The 16,627-nt window shown below is 35.4% G+C and carries 18 protein-coding genes and 1 pseudogene; 6 read left to right on the top strand and 13 right to left on the bottom strand.

What is annotated here, in order from left to right; translation table 11 throughout:
* Window positions 1–58 precede the first annotated feature (58 nt).
* The 12 genes and pseudogenes from QWZ06_RS17745 to QWZ06_RS17690 all read right to left on the bottom strand — a co-directional run bounded on the left by QWZ06_RS17745 (window position 59) and on the right by QWZ06_RS17690 (window position 11,018).
* Entirely contained in the window at window positions 59–1,018 is a 960-nt protein-coding gene (locus QWZ06_RS17745; protein ID WP_290300048.1) for a protein-glutamine glutaminase, read from the bottom strand.
* 346 nt (window positions 1,019–1,364) lie between these two features.
* Window positions 1,365–2,092: pseudogene (gene lipB, locus QWZ06_RS17740) on the bottom strand (lipoyl(octanoyl) transferase LipB).
* A gap of 31 nt (window positions 2,093–2,123) precedes the next feature.
* Window positions 2,124–2,882, bottom strand: coding sequence for a tryptophan synthase subunit alpha (trpA, locus tag QWZ06_RS17735; protein WP_290300046.1), 759 nt, complete (start codon window positions 2,880–2,882; stop codon window positions 2,124–2,126).
* A gap of 63 nt (window positions 2,883–2,945) precedes the next feature.
* On the bottom strand, window positions 2,946–4,124 hold the full coding sequence (gene trpB, locus QWZ06_RS17730) for a tryptophan synthase subunit beta (RefSeq protein ID WP_290300044.1): 1,179 nt from the start codon (window positions 4,122–4,124) through the stop codon (window positions 2,946–2,948).
* 4 nt (window positions 4,125–4,128) lie between these two features.
* Entirely contained in the window at window positions 4,129–4,674 is a 546-nt protein-coding gene (locus tag QWZ06_RS17725) for a GNAT family N-acetyltransferase (protein WP_290300042.1), read from the bottom strand.
* A gap of 144 nt (window positions 4,675–4,818) precedes the next feature.
* Window positions 4,819–5,529 (bottom strand): phosphoribosylanthranilate isomerase, encoded by a 711-nt coding sequence (locus tag QWZ06_RS17720; RefSeq protein ID WP_290300040.1) that lies wholly within the window; start codon window positions 5,527–5,529, stop codon window positions 4,819–4,821.
* A 57-nt stretch (window positions 5,530–5,586) separates the two neighbouring features.
* Window positions 5,587–6,360 (bottom strand): indole-3-glycerol phosphate synthase TrpC, encoded by a 774-nt coding sequence (gene trpC, locus QWZ06_RS17715; RefSeq protein ID WP_290300038.1) that lies wholly within the window; start codon window positions 6,358–6,360, stop codon window positions 5,587–5,589.
* A gap of 146 nt (window positions 6,361–6,506) precedes the next feature.
* Complete coding sequence (gene trpD / locus QWZ06_RS17710) at window positions 6,507–7,493, bottom strand: anthranilate phosphoribosyltransferase (RefSeq protein WP_290300036.1); 987 nt, start codon at window positions 7,491–7,493, stop codon at window positions 6,507–6,509.
* A 104-nt stretch (window positions 7,494–7,597) separates the two neighbouring features.
* Window positions 7,598–8,191, bottom strand: a complete 594-nt coding sequence (locus tag QWZ06_RS17705) for an anthranilate synthase component II (RefSeq protein ID WP_290300034.1) — start codon at window positions 8,189–8,191, stop codon at window positions 7,598–7,600.
* A 45-nt stretch (window positions 8,192–8,236) separates the two neighbouring features.
* Complete coding sequence (locus QWZ06_RS17700; protein ID WP_290300032.1) at window positions 8,237–9,661, bottom strand: anthranilate synthase component I family protein; 1,425 nt, start codon at window positions 9,659–9,661, stop codon at window positions 8,237–8,239.
* Window positions 9,662–9,901: 240 nt separating this feature from the next.
* The gene (locus tag QWZ06_RS17695; protein ID WP_290300030.1) at window positions 9,902–10,351 is read right to left on the bottom strand and encodes a cupin domain-containing protein; all 450 of its coding nucleotides are present in this window, start codon (window positions 10,349–10,351) and stop codon (window positions 9,902–9,904) included.
* A gap of 22 nt (window positions 10,352–10,373) precedes the next feature.
* Complete coding sequence (locus QWZ06_RS17690; RefSeq protein WP_290300028.1) at window positions 10,374–11,018, bottom strand: hypothetical protein; 645 nt, start codon at window positions 11,016–11,018, stop codon at window positions 10,374–10,376.
* 139 nt (window positions 11,019–11,157) lie between these two features.
* On the opposite strand from QWZ06_RS17690, the gene QWZ06_RS17685 reads away from it, so the two are divergent.
* From QWZ06_RS17685 to QWZ06_RS17660, 6 genes are all read left to right on the top strand, one after another.
* Window positions 11,158–11,376 (top strand): hypothetical protein, encoded by a 219-nt coding sequence (locus QWZ06_RS17685; protein ID WP_290300026.1) that lies wholly within the window; start codon window positions 11,158–11,160, stop codon window positions 11,374–11,376.
* Entirely contained in the window at window positions 11,376–11,747 is a 372-nt protein-coding gene (locus QWZ06_RS17680) for a c-type cytochrome (protein WP_290300024.1), read from the top strand. Before QWZ06_RS17685 ends, QWZ06_RS17680 begins: the two co-directional genes overlap by 1 nt.
* A gap of 3 nt (window positions 11,748–11,750) precedes the next feature.
* The gene (rlmF, locus tag QWZ06_RS17675) at window positions 11,751–12,680 is read left to right on the top strand and encodes a 23S rRNA (adenine(1618)-N(6))-methyltransferase RlmF (RefSeq protein WP_290300022.1); all 930 of its coding nucleotides are present in this window, start codon (window positions 11,751–11,753) and stop codon (window positions 12,678–12,680) included.
* Window positions 12,681–12,847: 167 nt separating this feature from the next.
* Window positions 12,848–14,545: a lysine--tRNA ligase gene (gene lysS, locus QWZ06_RS17670; RefSeq protein WP_290300020.1), complete on the top strand. Its 1,698-nt coding sequence runs from the start codon at window positions 12,848–12,850 to the stop codon at window positions 14,543–14,545.
* A 113-nt stretch (window positions 14,546–14,658) separates the two neighbouring features.
* Entirely contained in the window at window positions 14,659–15,201 is a 543-nt protein-coding gene (locus tag QWZ06_RS17665) for a hypothetical protein (protein WP_290300018.1), read from the top strand.
* The gene (locus tag QWZ06_RS17660; RefSeq protein ID WP_290300017.1) at window positions 15,144–16,064 is read left to right on the top strand and encodes a T9SS type A sorting domain-containing protein; all 921 of its coding nucleotides are present in this window, start codon (window positions 15,144–15,146) and stop codon (window positions 16,062–16,064) included. The genes QWZ06_RS17665 and QWZ06_RS17660 overlap by 58 nt, the downstream gene beginning before the upstream one ends.
* 45 nt (window positions 16,065–16,109) lie before the next feature.
* Here the strand turns inward: QWZ06_RS17660 and QWZ06_RS17655 are convergent, their stop codons facing one another.
* A complete protein-coding gene (locus QWZ06_RS17655; RefSeq protein ID WP_290300014.1) occupies window positions 16,110–16,625 on the bottom strand; it encodes a ClbS/DfsB family four-helix bundle protein in 516 nt (171 codons plus the stop codon).
* Between the last annotated feature and the right edge of the window lie 2 nt (window positions 16,626–16,627).

The following is a 16,627-nucleotide window of genomic DNA, read 5'->3' as shown; positions in this document are numbered from 1 at the left end:
ATAGAGTAAAAAGCTCCTGCAATATATCAATAAATGCAGGAGCTCTATAAAAAGTTAGTTAGAATCCACAATGTGCTGTACTCGGTACTGGAGCTGAACAGCCGGAAAGAGCTGAAAATGCTGTTAGAGTACAATTCGTATTCACCAGATTGTTATCATATAATAGAGATCCTGCCGGATTTCTGTAGTAAACATTTCCTGCTGTATTAGCATAGGAAGAAACCGAAGCTGAACCACAAGTAGAGTTAGTACATGCAGCTCTCCATGCAGTATCAGTAATAGGGCCTGTTGAAACCAGAGATGGATCTATAATTCTTTTTTCAACAACTCCGGAAGCATTTTTAAAGCTTACAAGAATCGCAACGTGATATACCCACGATACACAGCAGGTACCCGTGGTAGCTCTTAGATTACCATATACAAATTGTTTTTCACATTCATATCCGGCATTGTTTAAAATCTGTCTCATCTTGTGAGCTCTCGCATAGCAGCCGTCTACAGGATATCTGAAAGTAATACAAGGAGATGATGCTGTAGAAGTTCCACAAGATTGGTTTTTGATCTGAGTAAATAAGCTGTTTAAAGTTGCCAAATCAGGAATGACACTGGCCAGTTTATTGGTAATCCCTTTTTCTGCCCTTACTTCTTTTGTTAAAGCTGATTTAAAGAAATTGATATCTTCCAGAGTAGGGCTTTCTACCTTTACAATTTCATTAGAATTAGACTTAAGGAAAACATGAACAGGAGATTCATTTTTTACAGCCTGGCTGATCATTGAAATATAAGCCTCGTTTTCTTTAGTGTCTTTAATTTCATAAGGCTGAGCAGAAAGAATAAAGGAAACCTTAAATTTACCATCTTCTTTATCTATCCCTACCGGAACAGTTCTGCCATAGTCTTTCATGGCCATTTCCTTAGACTGAGGATTCACATTCTCCTGATTCGCACTGGAATCTGAACAAGAATTCATTGATAGTACTGATGCAAATACCATCAAGGATAGCAAAAATTTTTTCATAGTTCTCATATTTTGGTGGTTAATGATTTTTCAACTAAATAGCATTTTGTTTATTCACTATTTAGTGATAATAAAATTATGAAAAATTAAAACATATGCAAGTATTTTTTCAAAAAAAATAAAATATCCGTTGAATGTCTATGAAAACTGGGTATTAAGACCCTATGGGATGAGGTATTAAAATCTTCTTTATTTAAAAAAAATAAATTAGCCCTTTTCGGCAAGAAGGGCAGTAATTGAGTAAATTCTCCTATTCTTAGTAATAAGGATAGGCCTAATCCATAAAATGATCCCTGTGTATCATTGTTGCAGATACACAGGGATCATATATTTTATTTTGTTGTGATTATTTATAAATCAATTCAGCCTGAAATACATCAGCAAAGTGTTTTCTGATGTTTGCTTTTAGATTCTCCATCTCTTCCGGCGTCAATTCTCTTTCAAGTTCTCTTTTTAAAGAAGTCACCTGTTTGTCTTTAATTCCACACGGAATAATGTATTCAAAATAACGCATATCTGTATTTACATTCAATGCAAAACCATGTAAAGTAACCCATCGGGATGCTTTCACTCCCATTGCGCAAATTTTTCTTGCATAAGGTTTTCCAACATCCAGCCATACACCGGTTTCCCCCTGAGAGCGTTCTCCTTTAAGTCCATATTCACCAATGGTTCTAATGATAACCTCTTCAAGGTTTCTCATATATAAATGGATATCCGTAAAGAAATTTTCAAGATCCAGAACGGGATAACCAACGACCTGACCGTAACCATGGTAAGTAATATCTCCACCACGATTCGTTTAACGTAGGTTGCTTCTATTTCCTTTAGCTTATCAATTCCGGCCAGCATATTTTCTTCATGCCCACTTTTCCCCAAGGTATAAACATGAGGATGTTCTACTAAAAGAAGGTGGTTGGGAGTCGTGATATGCTGTTCTGCAGGCAGATCGCGGTTCTTTATTTTAATATCAATAATACTCTTCATCAGTTGTTCCTGATAATCCCATGCGGGCTGATATTCTTTGATTCCTAAATCTTCAAATTCTACTGCTTTATTTTGATTTGTATTCATTTCAATTTTTGATATACAAATTTAGTGAATTTTAAGCTTTTATGGAATGGATAAAATCTATGGCACTTTTCTTCCAATCTTTATCCTGAAGCAAAACATTCACAAAAGCTGTTCCTATGATTCCGCCATCTGCCTTCTCAGTTACGTTTTCAAAATCTGCCTTTGATTTTATTCCGAAGCCAATCATCACAGAATTTTTAAGAGGAAGATCTGCCAATCGGTTTAGATAATGCTCATTCTTTAGAACGGTGTTTTCATTTCCGGTAGTGGAAGATGAGCTTACAGCATACAAGAATCCTGAACTTAATGAATCCAAATATTGTATTCTTTCATCCGAAGTTTCAGGGGTAACCAAAAATGTGAAATTAAGGTTGTATTTTTTTAAAATATGCTGATAGTTTTTTTCAAATTCAATAGGAGGAAGATCGGGAAGAATAAGCCCTGAAACACCGCTCTCTGAACATTCTTTACAGAAGTTTTCAAATCCGAAGCTCAATACAGGATTGATATATCCCATCAAGATTACGGGTATTTTTATGTCATTCTTGATGGTTTTTAATTGGGAAAAAAGCTTCTCGATGGTCATTCCGTTTTGTAAAGCAAGTTCGTGGGCTTTTTGGATCACGGGACCATCAGCTACAGGATCGGAATAAGGCATTCCGATTTCAATCATATCTGCCCCGGAATCCTGGATGAGTTTTATAATGTCTGCAGTATCTTCCAGCTGTGGAATTCCTGCGGTGAAGTATATATTTAGTTTTTTCATTTTTTTATTGTTTGATGTATTCATGTAAAATGGATTTACGATCTGGTTTTATCTCTTAAGGCCATGTACATGAATACTTTTTACATTTTACAGATTTTTAAGGTATGTTTCCATATCCTTATCTCCACGACCGCTTAAACAAATAACAACCACATCATCTTCTTTGAATTTCTTTTTGTCTAAGACTGCCAGAGCATGAGAGCTTTCCAAAGCAGGAATAATTCCTTCCAGTTTAGTTAGTTCAAAAGCACATTTCAAGGCTTCATCATCATTAATACTGAAAAATTCTGCTCTCTTTTCCTGAAATAAATGGGCATGAAAAGGACCGATTCCCGGATAATCAAGTCCGGCAGAGATGGAATGAGGTTCAATGACCTGTCCGTCTGCAGTTTGCATAACAAGGCTTTTGCTTCCATGAAGTACCCCAAGTGTTCCTAAGAATGTAGTGGCAGCAGATTTTCCTGAGTCAACACCTAGTCCTCCGGCTTCAGCAGCAATAATTTTCACTTCTTTTTCTTCTACAAAATGATAGAAAGTTCCGGCTGCATTGCTTCCGCCACCTACACAAGCAATTACATAATCAGGGTTTTCTCTTCCAATTTTTTCTTTAAGCTGTTCTTTAATTTCTTTTGATATAATGCTTTGAAACCTTGCTACAAGATCCGGAAAAGGATGAGGGCCAACAACACTTCCAATGACATAATGTGTTGTTACAGGATTGTTGATCCAATCTCTTAAAGCTTCATTTACCGCATCTTTCAGGGTTTTTGATCCTGAAGTGGCTGCAATCACTTCTGCTCCTAACATTTTCATTCTGGCTACATTGGGTGCCTGTCTTTGAATGTCGATTTCTCCCATATACACAATACATTCGAGGCCAAGCAATGCACAAGCAGTCGCAGTGGCTACACCATGTTGCCCGGCTCCGGTTTCTGCAATAATTCTTGTTTTTCCAAGACGTTTTGCTAAAAGAACCTGCCCTAAGGCATTATTGATCTTATGAGCTCCGGTATGGTTTAGATCTTCTCGCTTTAAATAGATCTGTGTATTGTATTTTTTACTTAAGTTTTTAGCAAAGTACAGCGGTGTTGCCCGCCCTACATAATTTTTAAGCAGATCCTGATATTCATTCTGAAAGTCTTCCGACTCAATGATCTCAAGATAATTCTTTTGAAGTTCTTCTACATTGGGATAAAGCATTTCGGGGATAAAAGCTCCTCCAAATTCTCCATAATATCCGTGTTCATCAGGGTTTTTATAATTCATTTCTTTATTCTTTAGTAATTAAATAAGCGTTATGTTGCTGGCTCAATGTATTGAGTTGTTCTTTTTCTTTTTGGGATACATTAAAAATTAAAATATCATCGTCTTCTGAATTCACCCATTCAGAATTTTCATTTTCTTTAATGGCTTTTGCTTTATCATACAGGATTTCAATATTGCATTTTTCATAAAACGGACGAAGATCCGCATGGCAGAAACCTACCGTTTCTATATTTCTTTGGGTGACATTGTCTTTAAAATATTCAACCAACTGAGCTCCATATCCCTTTTTCTTTTGAGCGGCAACCAATCCTACAGCTTCTGCAAAAGCATATTGTTCCTCAGAGATCTTCAATACGAAATCAAAATTAAGCCGGAAAATGGCCATGATTTCTGAATGTAAGTCCAGCAGTAAATGAAATTCCGAATCTTTAAAAAAATTGCGGAAATAATCAGGTTCCATTGTATTCCAGACAGAAATGTCCCATAGCTTTAAAATATGTTCAATCTCGTTGTTTGTTAATTCGTTGGTTTGTTTAATTTGGTATTTCATAGTTTTAATTCTAATCAAAATTAACAGAGAGTTCCAAAGGGACGATTTAATGGTAGCAAATGAGAAAATTCTTTAGCTATTAATATATTCAATCATGTCAATCCCACAAAAATTTTTCATCTTATTCCATTTTCTAATTTTGGGCTAAATCGTCCCTTCGGGACTCCCATGGATGATGGTTTTGAATTTTTTAATGGTCTCTACATTTTTATCACCGGGGGCTATTTCAAATTTTGAATTAATGTCTATAGCAAAAGGCTTTTGATTCAATGATTCAATGTTTTTGATATTCTCTTCCGAAACACCACCGCTCAAAAAATAGGGGAGTGGGATTTCAAACTCATTCAATAGATTCCAGTCAAACTGTTGTCCTGTTCCGCCAAATGCTTTGCTGTCTGTATCGAATAGGTAATAGGTGATAGGCAACAGATTGTTGTGGGTTGATTGATTACTGAAAGTCTGTGCTATTTTCTTTTTGTTTTGAACAGTATCATTTCCAATTCTTAGTACCTTGATTATTTTAATCTCAGGATTAAGATGTTTTCTCAATTCAATAATCAGATTCTCATCTTCATCTCCATGTAACTGAATGAGGTTGAGCTTTCCTTTTTCAGCTATTTCAATCATTTTTTCAATTTTTTCATTCACAAAAACGCCTACTTTTCCCTTGTGGTTAATCTGTGAGATATCCTCAAGACTCAGATAATTTAAAACATATCGTGGCGATTTTTCGTAGAAAATAAAACCTAAGAAATCTGCATTCACGGCAATTAAGTCCTGAATCTGATCTGGCTTTGTCAGGCCGCATACTTTGAGAGCAGGGGAGAATTGGGTAGTTGCTGATGGTTGATTCATTAGAATGAATTTTGTTGTTGTGGGTTGATGGTATGGTAAACACTCATTTTCAAATTCTCAAATTAATAAAGAAAATTCTTCAAAAGCTTTTGCAGGATCTGCATTCTTCATGAAATATTCCCCCATAAGGAAGCCATCAAATCCTTTTTCCTTTAAATATTTAAAATCTTCAAAACTATAGATTCCGCTTTCTGCAACAGACAAGGTATCTTTGGGAAGCTGGTCTTTTAATTGAACGGAATGTTGTAAGTCCACTTTAAAATCCTTCAGATTTCTGTTATTAATTCCCACTAAGTCTATATCAGAATTAAAATGCTTCAGCTCTTCTTCTGTATGGATTTCCAATAAAACTTCCAGATCCAGTTCATGAGCAAGTGCAGTAAATTCCTGAACCTGATTAGGCGAAAGACAGGCTGCAATCAATAAAATGACATCAGCTCCCATGCTTTTGGCTTCATAAAACTGGTATTCATCAATCATGAAATCTTTTCGCAGAATAGGAGTCTTGATATGATCTCTTACGTTCAGGATATCATCAAAACTTCCGCCAAAAAAATCTTTATCGGTGAGAATGGAAATTCCACTTGCTCCAAATTGTTCATAAGCTGAAGTAATGTCTAAAGGCAGAGCACGGTCATTAATGATTCCTTTGGATGGAGATTGTCTTTTAAATTCAGCGATAATTCCGCTTTTATTTTTAATGGATTCTTTCAGTGAAGAGCTTTTTCTTCTGAAAGATACTGTATTCTTTAATTGATCGACAGAAGTATTAGCTTTTGAAACCAAAATCTCTTCTTTTTTTCTTTCAATAATTTTATCTAGTATGGTCATTTGATATGGAAATTTGATAAAGTAAATTAAGTTCCATCAAAAATGGATAATAAGGATGACGTTGAATAAATAGCTTTAGCTATGATCTTAACGATTCTTCACTCCTTAAAAATTCTTAATGGTTCAAAAAATAATGAATGATAAGATTAATTAATCAAAAGTTCGAATGTTTTTAATGCTTTTCCACTTTCTAAGCTTTCCTGTGCCAATAGCAAACAATCATCATATGTTCCGAATTTATGGGTATGATAAAGCGCTACAGATGCGTTGGCCAAAACCACAGCATTTTGCTGTTCAGTTCCTTTTCCTTCCAGAATATTCATAAATAGTTTTGCTGTTTCTTTGGTAGTTTCGCCTGCTTTAATATCTTCTAGAGTTACAGGATTGAAGCCTAAGTCTTCGGCAGAGTAGATTTCCTCTCCTTTCTTAGTAATGATTTTGCTGTCGTGGGTAAGACTGATCTCATCATAGCCATCCAATCCATGAACTAAAATAAATTCCTGTTCTTCTTGTTGTAAAAGGTATTGATAGATTCTCGCAATTTCCAGGTTGTACACTCCAATCATTGAGTATTGAGGTTTTGCAGGATTCACCAAAGGTCCTAAAAGATTAAAGAAGGTTCTTAATCCCAGTGATTTTCTCAATAACCCAACGGATTGAAGAGCAGGATGGAAGTAAGGAGCATGTAAAAAGCAAATATTAGCTCTTTCAAGATCTTCATTCAGCTGTTCTGAACTGTTCTTGAACTGGTATCCAAGTTCCTCCAGTACGTTGGATGAGCCTGTAGTGGTTGAAGCTCCATAATTTCCATGTTTTGTTACCTTCTGCCCGGCTCCGGCCACCACAAAGCTGGCCAATGTTGATATATTGATTGTGTTTTTTCCGTCACCTCCTGTTCCTACGATATCAATGGCGTCACTGGCATCAATATGGATGGGAACTGCCATTTGTAATAGAGCTTCTCTAAAGCCTTCAAGTTCTTTCAGTGTAATATTTCGCATTAGAAAAACACTGATGAAAGCGGTTACTTCTGCTGTATTAAACTTATTTTGGGCAATTTCAATCATCATAGCCTTTGCCTCAGATTTTGACAAGGTATTGTGGTTGAATAGATATTGCAATATTTCTTTCATTTGAGGAGTTTTTAGGGTTGATGGATCTTGTATTGTTGCTTTCATATGGGGCTTACTTCATTAAATTTTTCAATGGAAATTGTAATCAATAGCTTTTTACTGATTTAAAAATTCCGGATAATTATTTCTCCGTCAGGAGTTAAAATACTTTCAGGATGAAACTGGACTCCATGTACATCATAAGTTTTGTGCTGTAAAGCCATGATCATTCCATCTTTATCCACTGCTGTAACTTCCAATTCATTGGGAAAGCTCTCAGGATTCACAGCCCAGCTATGGTATCTTCCTACTTCAAGTCCTGATGTTAAATCTTTAAACAGCTTGGTGTTTTCTTTTACCAAGTCTGTAGTAGTAGCCACTCCATGGAAAATTTCGGACAGATTGATAAGACTTCCACCGAAAGCTTCTGCAATCGCCTGTTGTCCTAAACATACTCCTAAAATACTTTTTGTAGGAGCGTATTCTTTGATCAGATCCAATAGAATCCCTGCTTCTTCCGGAATTCCAGGGCCTGGAGAAAGAATGATTTTATCGTATTTTCCAATCTCTTCCAAGGTGATCTGGTCATTTCTTACCACGTCCACTTTCTGATTCAGGATTCTTTCGATGATCTGGACAAGGTTATAAGTAAAGCTGTCATAGTTATCGAAAACGAGAACCTTTACTGCTGATTGTTGAGTGTTTATATTGTTGTTCATTACTTTTTTGTTGATGATTAATTTTGTAGTCGGTTACTGGTCTTTTTAGTTTTTCACTATTTTTTCTGCTTTTTCCACTGCCTTTTTAAGAGCATTCAGTTTATTGTTTACCTCTTGCAGTTCGCTTTCTGGGACAGATTTTGCTACAAGACCAGCTCCTGCCTGATAATAAAGAGTATTGTTTTTACTTAAAAAAGTCCTGATCATAATAGCTTGGTTACACGTTCCATTTAAACCTACCATACCTATACATCCACCATAATATCCGCGGGAATCTTTTTCATATTGATCGATAAGTTGAAGAGCTTTATGTTTTGGAGCTCCACTTAAAGTTCCTTGAGGGAAAGTAGCAGAAATCATGTCGAGAGGATTGATTTGTTCCGGAAGATCGGCAGTCACTTCACTTACCATGTGGATTACGTGAGAGAAAAGCTGGATTTCTTTTAGTTTAGTAACCGTTACGTTTTTTCCCAATTTTCCAAGGTCATTACGAGCAAGGTCTACCAGCATGGTGTGTTCTGCATTTTCCTTAGGATCATTTTTTAGTAGTTCAATAGCCTGCAGATCGGCATCAAAATTCCCTGTTCTTTTGGCAGTTCCGGCAATCGGATGAATAATGGCTTTGTTATCTTTGATGATTAATTGGCTTTCAGGGCTTGAACCGAATAATTTGTAGTTTCCATAATCAAAATAAAACAGGTAAGGAGAAGGGTTAATATTTCTCAAAGCACGATATACATTAAATTCATCTCCTTTGAATTTCTGTTCAAATCTTCTGCTCAATACCAATTGGAATACATCACCTCTCATACAGTGTTTTTGGGCAGTTTTTACCAGTTCAATATACTCTTCATCAGTAATATTTGAAGTCTCCTGACCATTTTTTTCAAATGGATATACAGGAGTATTTTGATTTTTGATGAGGTTTTCCAATAGGTGAAGTTCAGATTTTACACCGTTCATTTGGTTTTCAATAATATGCATCTCATCGTTGAAGTGATTGATGGCAATTACATATTGGTATAATCTGTATCTGAGGATGGGAATTTCTACTTCCGGGCTTTGTGCTTTTAAATTGACATTTTCAAAGAACTGTACCGCTTCAAAACTTGTATACCCGAAAAGGCTTTGTGCAGTTTGTTCAATAGGATCATTGGTCTTTTCACAATCAAAAACAGTACGGAAATCTTCAAATATCTCAGTGATATTGCGCTCCATGATAAACTGTTTTACTGGTGTGGATTCAGGAAGCTTAATTTCAAACTCATTTAAGTTTTTTACTTCAATTCCTGCAACAGCATTGATGGCAATAAAGGAAAAATTATTATCAATACTTTTTGAGTCGGAGCTTTCCAGAAGAATAGTATCCCTGAACTTATCTCTGATTTTAAGATAAATATTCATAGGAGTATGAAGGTCTCCAAGAGTTTTTTTCGAAACGGTTTTTATTTTGATTTTCTGAGTAAACATCTGCTGTTTTATTTTTTTAGATTTTAGAATAAAAAAAAGGCTTTAACGGAATCCGTCAAAGCCTTATATTGTATATTGTTTTGTTTATATCTGCTGTTTGGTTAGCAACATGACAATAACTTCAGACCCGACGAAGAGTTTGAAAGCCACCACCAAATATTGTTGCTCATTGTAAACATGGGACAAATGTAGAAATTTTTTTAATACAAAAAATAAAAAATTCAAAAAAATATTAATTTTCTATTCAGGTTCTGTTATTGGAACTCCTGGAGTTCCTGCATAGAAGACGATTAAGGTAACTCCTTTATCTCCAGTTTGTCCTTTATGAACTAAATTTACAGTCTCCGGAACGGCTTCTCCCTCTCTGACCCAAATTTTTTTACCATCATCTTTCTTTTCCAGTAAGACTTCTCCTTTGGCTACATAGGCAACATTAATGACAGGATGTTTATGCCAGTCTAGTTGTTGATGAGGAGGAATTGATATTTTTAAAACACTGATCTCTGGTTTTGTTTGAGGATAGTTGGGATAAGGAGTGCCGTCCCAGGATTTTGTGGTGTTTAAAAGGGTGATTCTTTCTGCCTTGATCGTGGATTCCTGTTCTTTGTTGGATGAGTTATTATCACAAGACAATAATAAGAGGGATAGAGGGAAAGCTAAGGGGGTAATCAATTTTTTTTTTCTTTTCATGGTTATTTATATGTTGAGGATGTTATTTCAGTTGTTTCAACTCTTTTTTCAATACTTCGAGTTGTATTTTGTAGGCTTCGTCATCATAAGTGTTTAAGTAATTTTCTAAAGCTATAATATATTCTGCAACAAATTCTTTATTGGTTCTGTCTGCTTCATATTTTATCCTTGCCGTGTTTACGGGAGCCAGCTTTGAATATTTCAGTGCAGCTTTTCCTTCTTCAGATTCATTATAAAGAATGACAATGTTTTTTTCATATCCCGGAATATATTTTACAGGAAAACTTTGTTCCATCCGTGGGATTCGGATAGCATTTTCAATAGGATAAATAGTAGCCGATGTTGTAGAGAAAAACGTGGAAACATATTTCCCATCCTGTTTTCTAACAACTGCCTCGTAATCGTGGATGTACATCTCATTCAGCGTAGAATTGGTTTCCACATCAGATGTAATGATAGCTGTACTTTGCACACCATATTGATTCAGAAACCAGGCATTCAGAAATTGTCCGCAAAGTCCATTTAAAATGGAAAGTGGAATTGCAAAGATCAATAGCCATGCTTTTTTAGTGAGATAGGATAATAATCCAAAAATCAAAAAAAGGAGGATCACAGTATAAAAACCATGATGGCTGGTGAAAAACAGTATTTTAGAAATTAAAACCATAGACTAAATTTAAAAATATCGCTTTATATAACCGTTATGATTTCATTAAATTTAGAAAAAAATATGCTTAAAGTGGAGATATGTCATCGTTTTAAAAGCTTATTTTTTATACTTTTGTCTAAATTTTATAGAAAAAATAATGAAAAAAGTATTAGCAATCGCATTTATCGGAGGTTTATTATTAGCAAGCTGCTCAAAAAAAGCAGATCACTCATTACAGGATAGCAACACGATGCTTGAAGAGCCAGAAGCAACTACCGTTGTAGATTCTACAGCTAAGCCTGCTGCTCCAGCTGCTGCAACTCCGGCTACACCTGCTCCTGAAGCTGCTAAAACAGATTCTACAGCGAAGAAATAATGAAAAATTTATTTTTGGCGGGAACTTTAGGTCTTCTGATCTTTTCCTGTTCTAAAAAAGAAAATACGGCAGAGGTTGCATCTTCTGATGCTGCATCGGTGTCTGCTCCTGCGGCATCCAATCTTTCCGGTGACAAGATCATGGAAACATTGGACTGTTCTGGATGTCACTCTGTCAATGAAAGAATGATAGGACCTTCTTATCAGGAAATCGCAGCCAAATATTCTGACAAGGATATCGAGTTGTTAGCTTCCAAGATTATAGAGGGCGGCAGTGGAGTTTGGGGCGGTGTCCCTATGGCTGCTCATCCACAGGTATCTAAAGAAGATGCCAAAAAAATGGTGGAATATATTCTGAGCCAGAAGAAATAAGATATGTCCACAGAAAAATCCAGTCTGCATACAAGAAATCTGCATCGTAATCCTTATGATTTTGATCTGCTCATTTCTTGTGTGCCAGAACTGAAGCAGTATGTCTTTGTGAATATTCATGGGACAAGAACCATTAATTTCAGCATTCCTAAAGCTGTAAAATTATTAAACAAGGCTTTACTTCTCCATTTTTATAATGTTAAAGATTGGAACATTCCTGATGCTAATCTATGTCCGCCTATTCCGGGACGTGCAGATTATGTTCATTATATTGCAGATCTTTTGGCAGAAAAACGGAGTGAAATTCCAACAGGAACTTCTGTAAAAGGATTGGATGTTGGAGTAGGAGCCAATCTTGTGTATCCTTTAATTGCTCATCAATCCTATGGCTGGAAGATGCTGGGGACGGATATTAACGAAGATTCCTTAAAAAATGCTCGGCAAATTCTGGATCAAAATCCTGATTTATCGTCATCGATTTTATTACAGCATCAGCCTGACACTCAATATGTATTCAAGAATATAATCGGAGCGGGAGATCGGTTCACATTTTCCATGTGTAATCCTCCTTTTCACGACTCCAAAGAATCGATGATCAAAGGAAATATCAGAAAAACAAAGAATTTAAACAAGGGAAAAGCACAGAAAACATTACTTAATTTTGGCGGACAGCAATCGGAACTATGGTGTGAAGGGGGCGAATTAGCATTCATTGCTAATATGATCAATGAAAGTGTTCAATATTCATCCCAGGTTCTTTGGTTCACGTGCCTGGTTTCTAAAAAAGATAATCTGTATAAGTTAACTACACTTTTAAAAAAGGTAAAAGCTATAGAAGTTAAAACCATTGATATGGCTCAGGGACAAAAGATCAGCAGAATTTTGGCCTGGACATTTGTTCTTCAAAAGGATAGGAAACATTGGTTTATTTAGCTTTAAGTTCACTGTTTAAAGTTAAAAATAGTACATTAATTCATTTCTTACATCTCAATACTCCGTATCTTACCTTCATTTCGGCTGACATTTTAAAATTTCTGAAAAAATCAATTGACGGTCAACTCAAAAATGACTAAATTTGTACGCTTTTAGAAAAATAAGAAATGCAATTATCAGAACAAGAAATCATTAGAAGAGAAAAGCTGAATAAGCTTACTGAAATGGGGATTAATGCGTTCCCTGCGGATGAGTATACCATTACAGATACTACAGAATCTATAAAACAGGACTTTTCTGAAAGTAAACAGGTGAAGATCGCTGGTAGATTAATGTCCCGCAGAATTCAAGGAAAAGCTTCTTTTGCAGAATTGCAGGATTCTAAAGGAAAAATCCAGGTTTACTTCAACAGAGACGAGATCTGTCCGGGTGAAGACAAAGAATTATATAACGAAGTTTACAAACACCTTTTAGATATTGGTGATATCATTGGTATTGAAGGAGAGTTGTTTACGACTCAGGTAGGAGAGAAGACTGTTTTAGTAAAGAATTTTGTACTTCTTACTAAGGCTTTACGTCCACTTCCTCAGGCTAAAACAGATGAAAATGGTGTTGTACACGACGGATTCACAGATCCTGAATTAAGATACAGACAGCGTTATGTAGATTTAACGGTAAATCCACAGGTGAAAGAGATTTTCGTGAAGAGAACAAAATTGTTCAACGCGATGAGAACTTTCTTCAACGATGCAGGATATTTTGAAGTGGAAACTCCAATTCTGCAGTCAATTCCTGGTGGAGCTGCGGCTAAGCCTTTCATCACGCACCACAATGCCTTAGACATTCCATTATATTTAAGAATTGCCAACGAATTATATCTGAAAAGATTGATCGTAGGTGGTTTTGACGGAGTATATGAGTTCTCTAAAAACTTCAGAAACGAAGGAATGGACAGAACTCACAACCCAGAGTTTACAGCCATGGAAATCTATGTAGCCTATAAAGACTACAACTGGATGATGGATTTCACAGAAAAACTATTGGAATTCTGTGCGATTCAGGTAAACGGAACTACCACAGCTACATTTGGAGAACATGAAGTAGATTTCAAAGCACCTTATCCAAGAGTTTCCATGACGGAAGCCATCCTTAAATTCACAGGTTTCGATATTACTGGAAAAACAGAGAAAGAATTATACGATTTTGCGAAGTCTATCGGAATTGAGGTGAATGAAACAATGGGTAAAGGAAAGTTAATTGATGAGATCTTTGGTGAGAAGTGTGAAGGAAACTTCATTCAACCGACTTTCATTACAGATTATCCGATTGAAATGTCTCCATTGACTAAAAAACACAGAAGCAAAGAAGGTTTAACTGAACGTTTTGAATTAATGGTTTGTGGTAAAGAAATCGCAAACGCTTATTCAGAGCTTAATGACCCAATCGATCAGAGAGAGCGTTTTGAAGCTCAGATGGCATTATCTGAAAGAGGAGATGATGAAGCAATGTTCATCGATCAAGATTTCTTAAGAGCTCTTGAATATGGTATGCCACCTACTTCAGGATTAGGAATCGGTATGGACAGATTAATCATGTTCTTAACGAACAATGCTTCAATCCAGGAAGTATTATTCTTCCCTCAAATGAGACCAGAGAAAGCGGTTCCTCAAATTGAGCTTGGTGAAGATGAAAAAGTAATTCTTGAAATCCTTAATTCTCAGGAAGAAGCAATGTCTTTGGCTGAAGTAAAAGAAAGAAGCCAGTTATCCGGTAAGAAATGGGATAAAGCTTCTAAGACTTTAACGAAAAATAATCTTGTAAAAGTGGAGAAGATTGATGAAAATCTTTTGATGAAGCTGGTATAAGATATACAATATTACTATTATAAGTTTAAAAGAGTGGACGTTACGTTCACTCTTTTTTATTTGTAGTTGGAAAAAAACTAGTAAATTAGTTCTTAATAAAAACATAAATTCTCATGAAAAAAATAATTACCACAGGCCTTGTGCTATGTGCATGTAGTCTAATTAATGCACAAGTTTCTCTACAAAAAGATCTTTCTTATGGCAATAATGGCGAATTTGTCTATAATGATAACGGAGGTTATTCAACCCATAAATTTATTGGAGACCAATTATTAGTTGCTTATACTTACCTTACTATTGCCGGGAACAATAAGTATATAAAGTACATACGGTTAAATTCTAATGGTACTCCCGATATTAGTTTTGGGAGTAACGGTTCTTTTGTAGATTCTGGAAGTTTAGGTTCTCCATCAAGTTTACTGGATGCAAATGCTGACTATTTAATCAATTATAGTGATGATAAGTATTCTGCTGCAGGACAATATGATACCGCATTCCAAATGAATTGGGCAACGAATGATATTTCCGGAAAAAGATATATACAGATATTGCCTAATGGTACGATAGTATTCCGAAAAGATAATAATTTACAAGAATTTTGGCGAATGGAGTCTTGGATTCAAGCTATGGAACCAATGGAAGGCAATCTACATTAAGCTATTCTACAACCTATGCTTATGGAGCAATTCATAATAACTTTGCTTATGAATTCGGTTCAGTAGATTCTAACATCAACAATTATGGAATAAGAAAGTTGAATATTATGACTGGTAATCTGGATCTCAATTATGGTAATAATGGCTTAGGGGAAACCTCAATTGTACCTATAAATGTGAGAAATTCTATGTATAATGAAGCGGATGGCTCTATGCTGAATATGCTTGATGGAGGCTCATCACAATGCTTCATTTCTAAAACAAAATCAAATGGATTTCTTGATGCCAGCTTTGGAAGTAATGGTGTTTTTACTTTAAATAAAGAAATAAATTCTATCAACTACACGCCTTACTCCAATTTTTATACAGATAATGCCAATCGATTATTTTTCCTATTAAAATCTTATGATGAGGGAGATATTGCTATTGCTTCCTATTCTTCATCGGGTGTACTGAAAAATATCAATAATCAACCTGTTTTTAGTACTGGAGATAACGTTTATACTCATTATGGCTATGGGGAATATCCCAACTTTCAAGTGATAGGAAATTATTTATATTTTTTCAGCCCCAAAAAAATAATACGATATATCATTAGTGAGCAAGCACAAGTCCTTTCTACTGAATCTAGGAAAATTGAAAAAGCTGCAGAAGTTACCTTCGAGAATCCATTTAAAAATGAGCTAACCTTACATACAAAAGAAAAGATTAAGAATGTTGAGGTATATAATGAAAGTGGGCATTTAGTTCAGGAATCCAAAGGATTGAAACTAAATACAGCATCATTGATCAATGGGGTTTATTTGATTAAAATTACAACAGCCTCCAATCGGATCATTTCTAAGAAAGCCATTAAGAATTAATATGATCTCTACTATAATAGATTAGAAATAAAAACCGGAACAGAGCTATTCTGTTCCGGTTTGTTTTTTCCATTTTCTAAGCTGCGTTCTAAAATTTTTAAAAGGAGCAACAGTATTAATATGTATCCATTTCCAAACGGGCCATTGAGCTGGTGTTGTTGCCCATTTTCTCTGTTCAGGAACAAATAAAGTTTCATGATCAAGGCTTTCAATCCAGGCTATAATTTCATTCACTTGTTTTTGTAATAGCGCTCTTTGATCTAATAAACTATAAGAGCCATATTGATCATAAAAAGATTGATATAATCCTTTTAAATTATTCCATTTGTATTCAGGCGTAGGTGTTCTTACTTCTATTCCTTTCTTTTCATCAGCTTCCCATTGCAGAAGAAGATGTGTCCAGCCAATCTGATAGGATATATTTTGTGACGGAGTTTTGTCAACGCCGGATTTTAGCAGATCTTTTTCTTCCTCTTTAATGTCGTTCAATTCCTGATCATAGAGGATATATCTTTTCTTTATCTCTTCAATAAGTTCTGCTTTGTCCTTATAATTTTGCATAT

The organism is Chryseobacterium tructae (assembly GCF_030409875.1).
In the GTDB taxonomy this organism is placed as follows: Bacteria; Bacteroidota; Bacteroidia; order Flavobacteriales; family Weeksellaceae; genus Chryseobacterium; species Chryseobacterium tructae.
Note: the sequence above shows the minus strand (reverse complement) of the source record. Positions and strands in the feature narration are given on the sequence as shown.

Coding starts and splice junctions, on each gene's coding strand:
- trpC (WP_290300038.1), bottom strand. CDS start 6,360: ATGACCATACTAGATAAAATTATTGAAAGAAAAAAAGAAGAGATTTTG.
- trpD (WP_290300036.1), bottom strand. CDS start 7,493: ATGAAAGAAATATTGCAATATCTATTCAACCACAATACCTTGTCAAAA.
- QWZ06_RS17665 (WP_290300018.1), top strand. CDS start 14,659: ATGAAAAAAATAATTACCACAGGCCTTGTGCTATGTGCATGTAGTCTA.
- QWZ06_RS17690 (WP_290300028.1), bottom strand. CDS start 11,018: ATGGTTTTAATTTCTAAAATACTGTTTTTCACCAGCCATCATGGTTTT.
- QWZ06_RS17700 (WP_290300032.1), bottom strand. CDS start 9,661: ATGTTTACTCAGAAAATCAAAATAAAAACCGTTTCGAAAAAAACTCTT.
- QWZ06_RS17680 (WP_290300024.1), top strand. CDS start 11,376: ATGAAAAATTTATTTTTGGCGGGAACTTTAGGTCTTCTGATCTTTTCC.
- QWZ06_RS17695 (WP_290300030.1), bottom strand. CDS start 10,351: ATGAAAAGAAAAAAAAAATTGATTACCCCCTTAGCTTTCCCTCTATCC.
- QWZ06_RS17655 (WP_290300014.1), bottom strand. CDS start 16,625: ATGCAAAATTATAAGGACAAAGCAGAACTTATTGAAGAGATAAAGAAA.
- QWZ06_RS17745 (WP_290300048.1), bottom strand. CDS start 1,018: ATGAAAAAATTTTTGCTATCCTTGATGGTATTTGCATCAGTACTATCA.
- trpB (WP_290300044.1), bottom strand. CDS start 4,124: ATGAATTATAAAAACCCTGATGAACACGGATATTATGGAGAATTTGGA.
- QWZ06_RS17685 (WP_290300026.1), top strand. CDS start 11,158: ATGAAAAAAGTATTAGCAATCGCATTTATCGGAGGTTTATTATTAGCA.
- QWZ06_RS17720 (WP_290300040.1), bottom strand. CDS start 5,529: ATGAATCAACCATCAGCAACTACCCAATTCTCCCCTGCTCTCAAAGTA.
- rlmF (WP_290300022.1), top strand. CDS start 11,751: ATGTCCACAGAAAAATCCAGTCTGCATACAAGAAATCTGCATCGTAAT.
- QWZ06_RS17725 (WP_290300042.1), bottom strand. CDS start 4,674: ATGAAATACCAAATTAAACAAACCAACGAATTAACAAACAACGAGATT.
- trpA (WP_290300046.1), bottom strand. CDS start 2,882: ATGAATACATCAAACAATAAAAAAATGAAAAAACTAAATATATACTTC.
- QWZ06_RS17705 (WP_290300034.1), bottom strand. CDS start 8,191: ATGAACAACAATATAAACACTCAACAATCAGCAGTAAAGGTTCTCGTT.
- lysS (WP_290300020.1), top strand. CDS start 12,848: ATGCAATTATCAGAACAAGAAATCATTAGAAGAGAAAAGCTGAATAAG.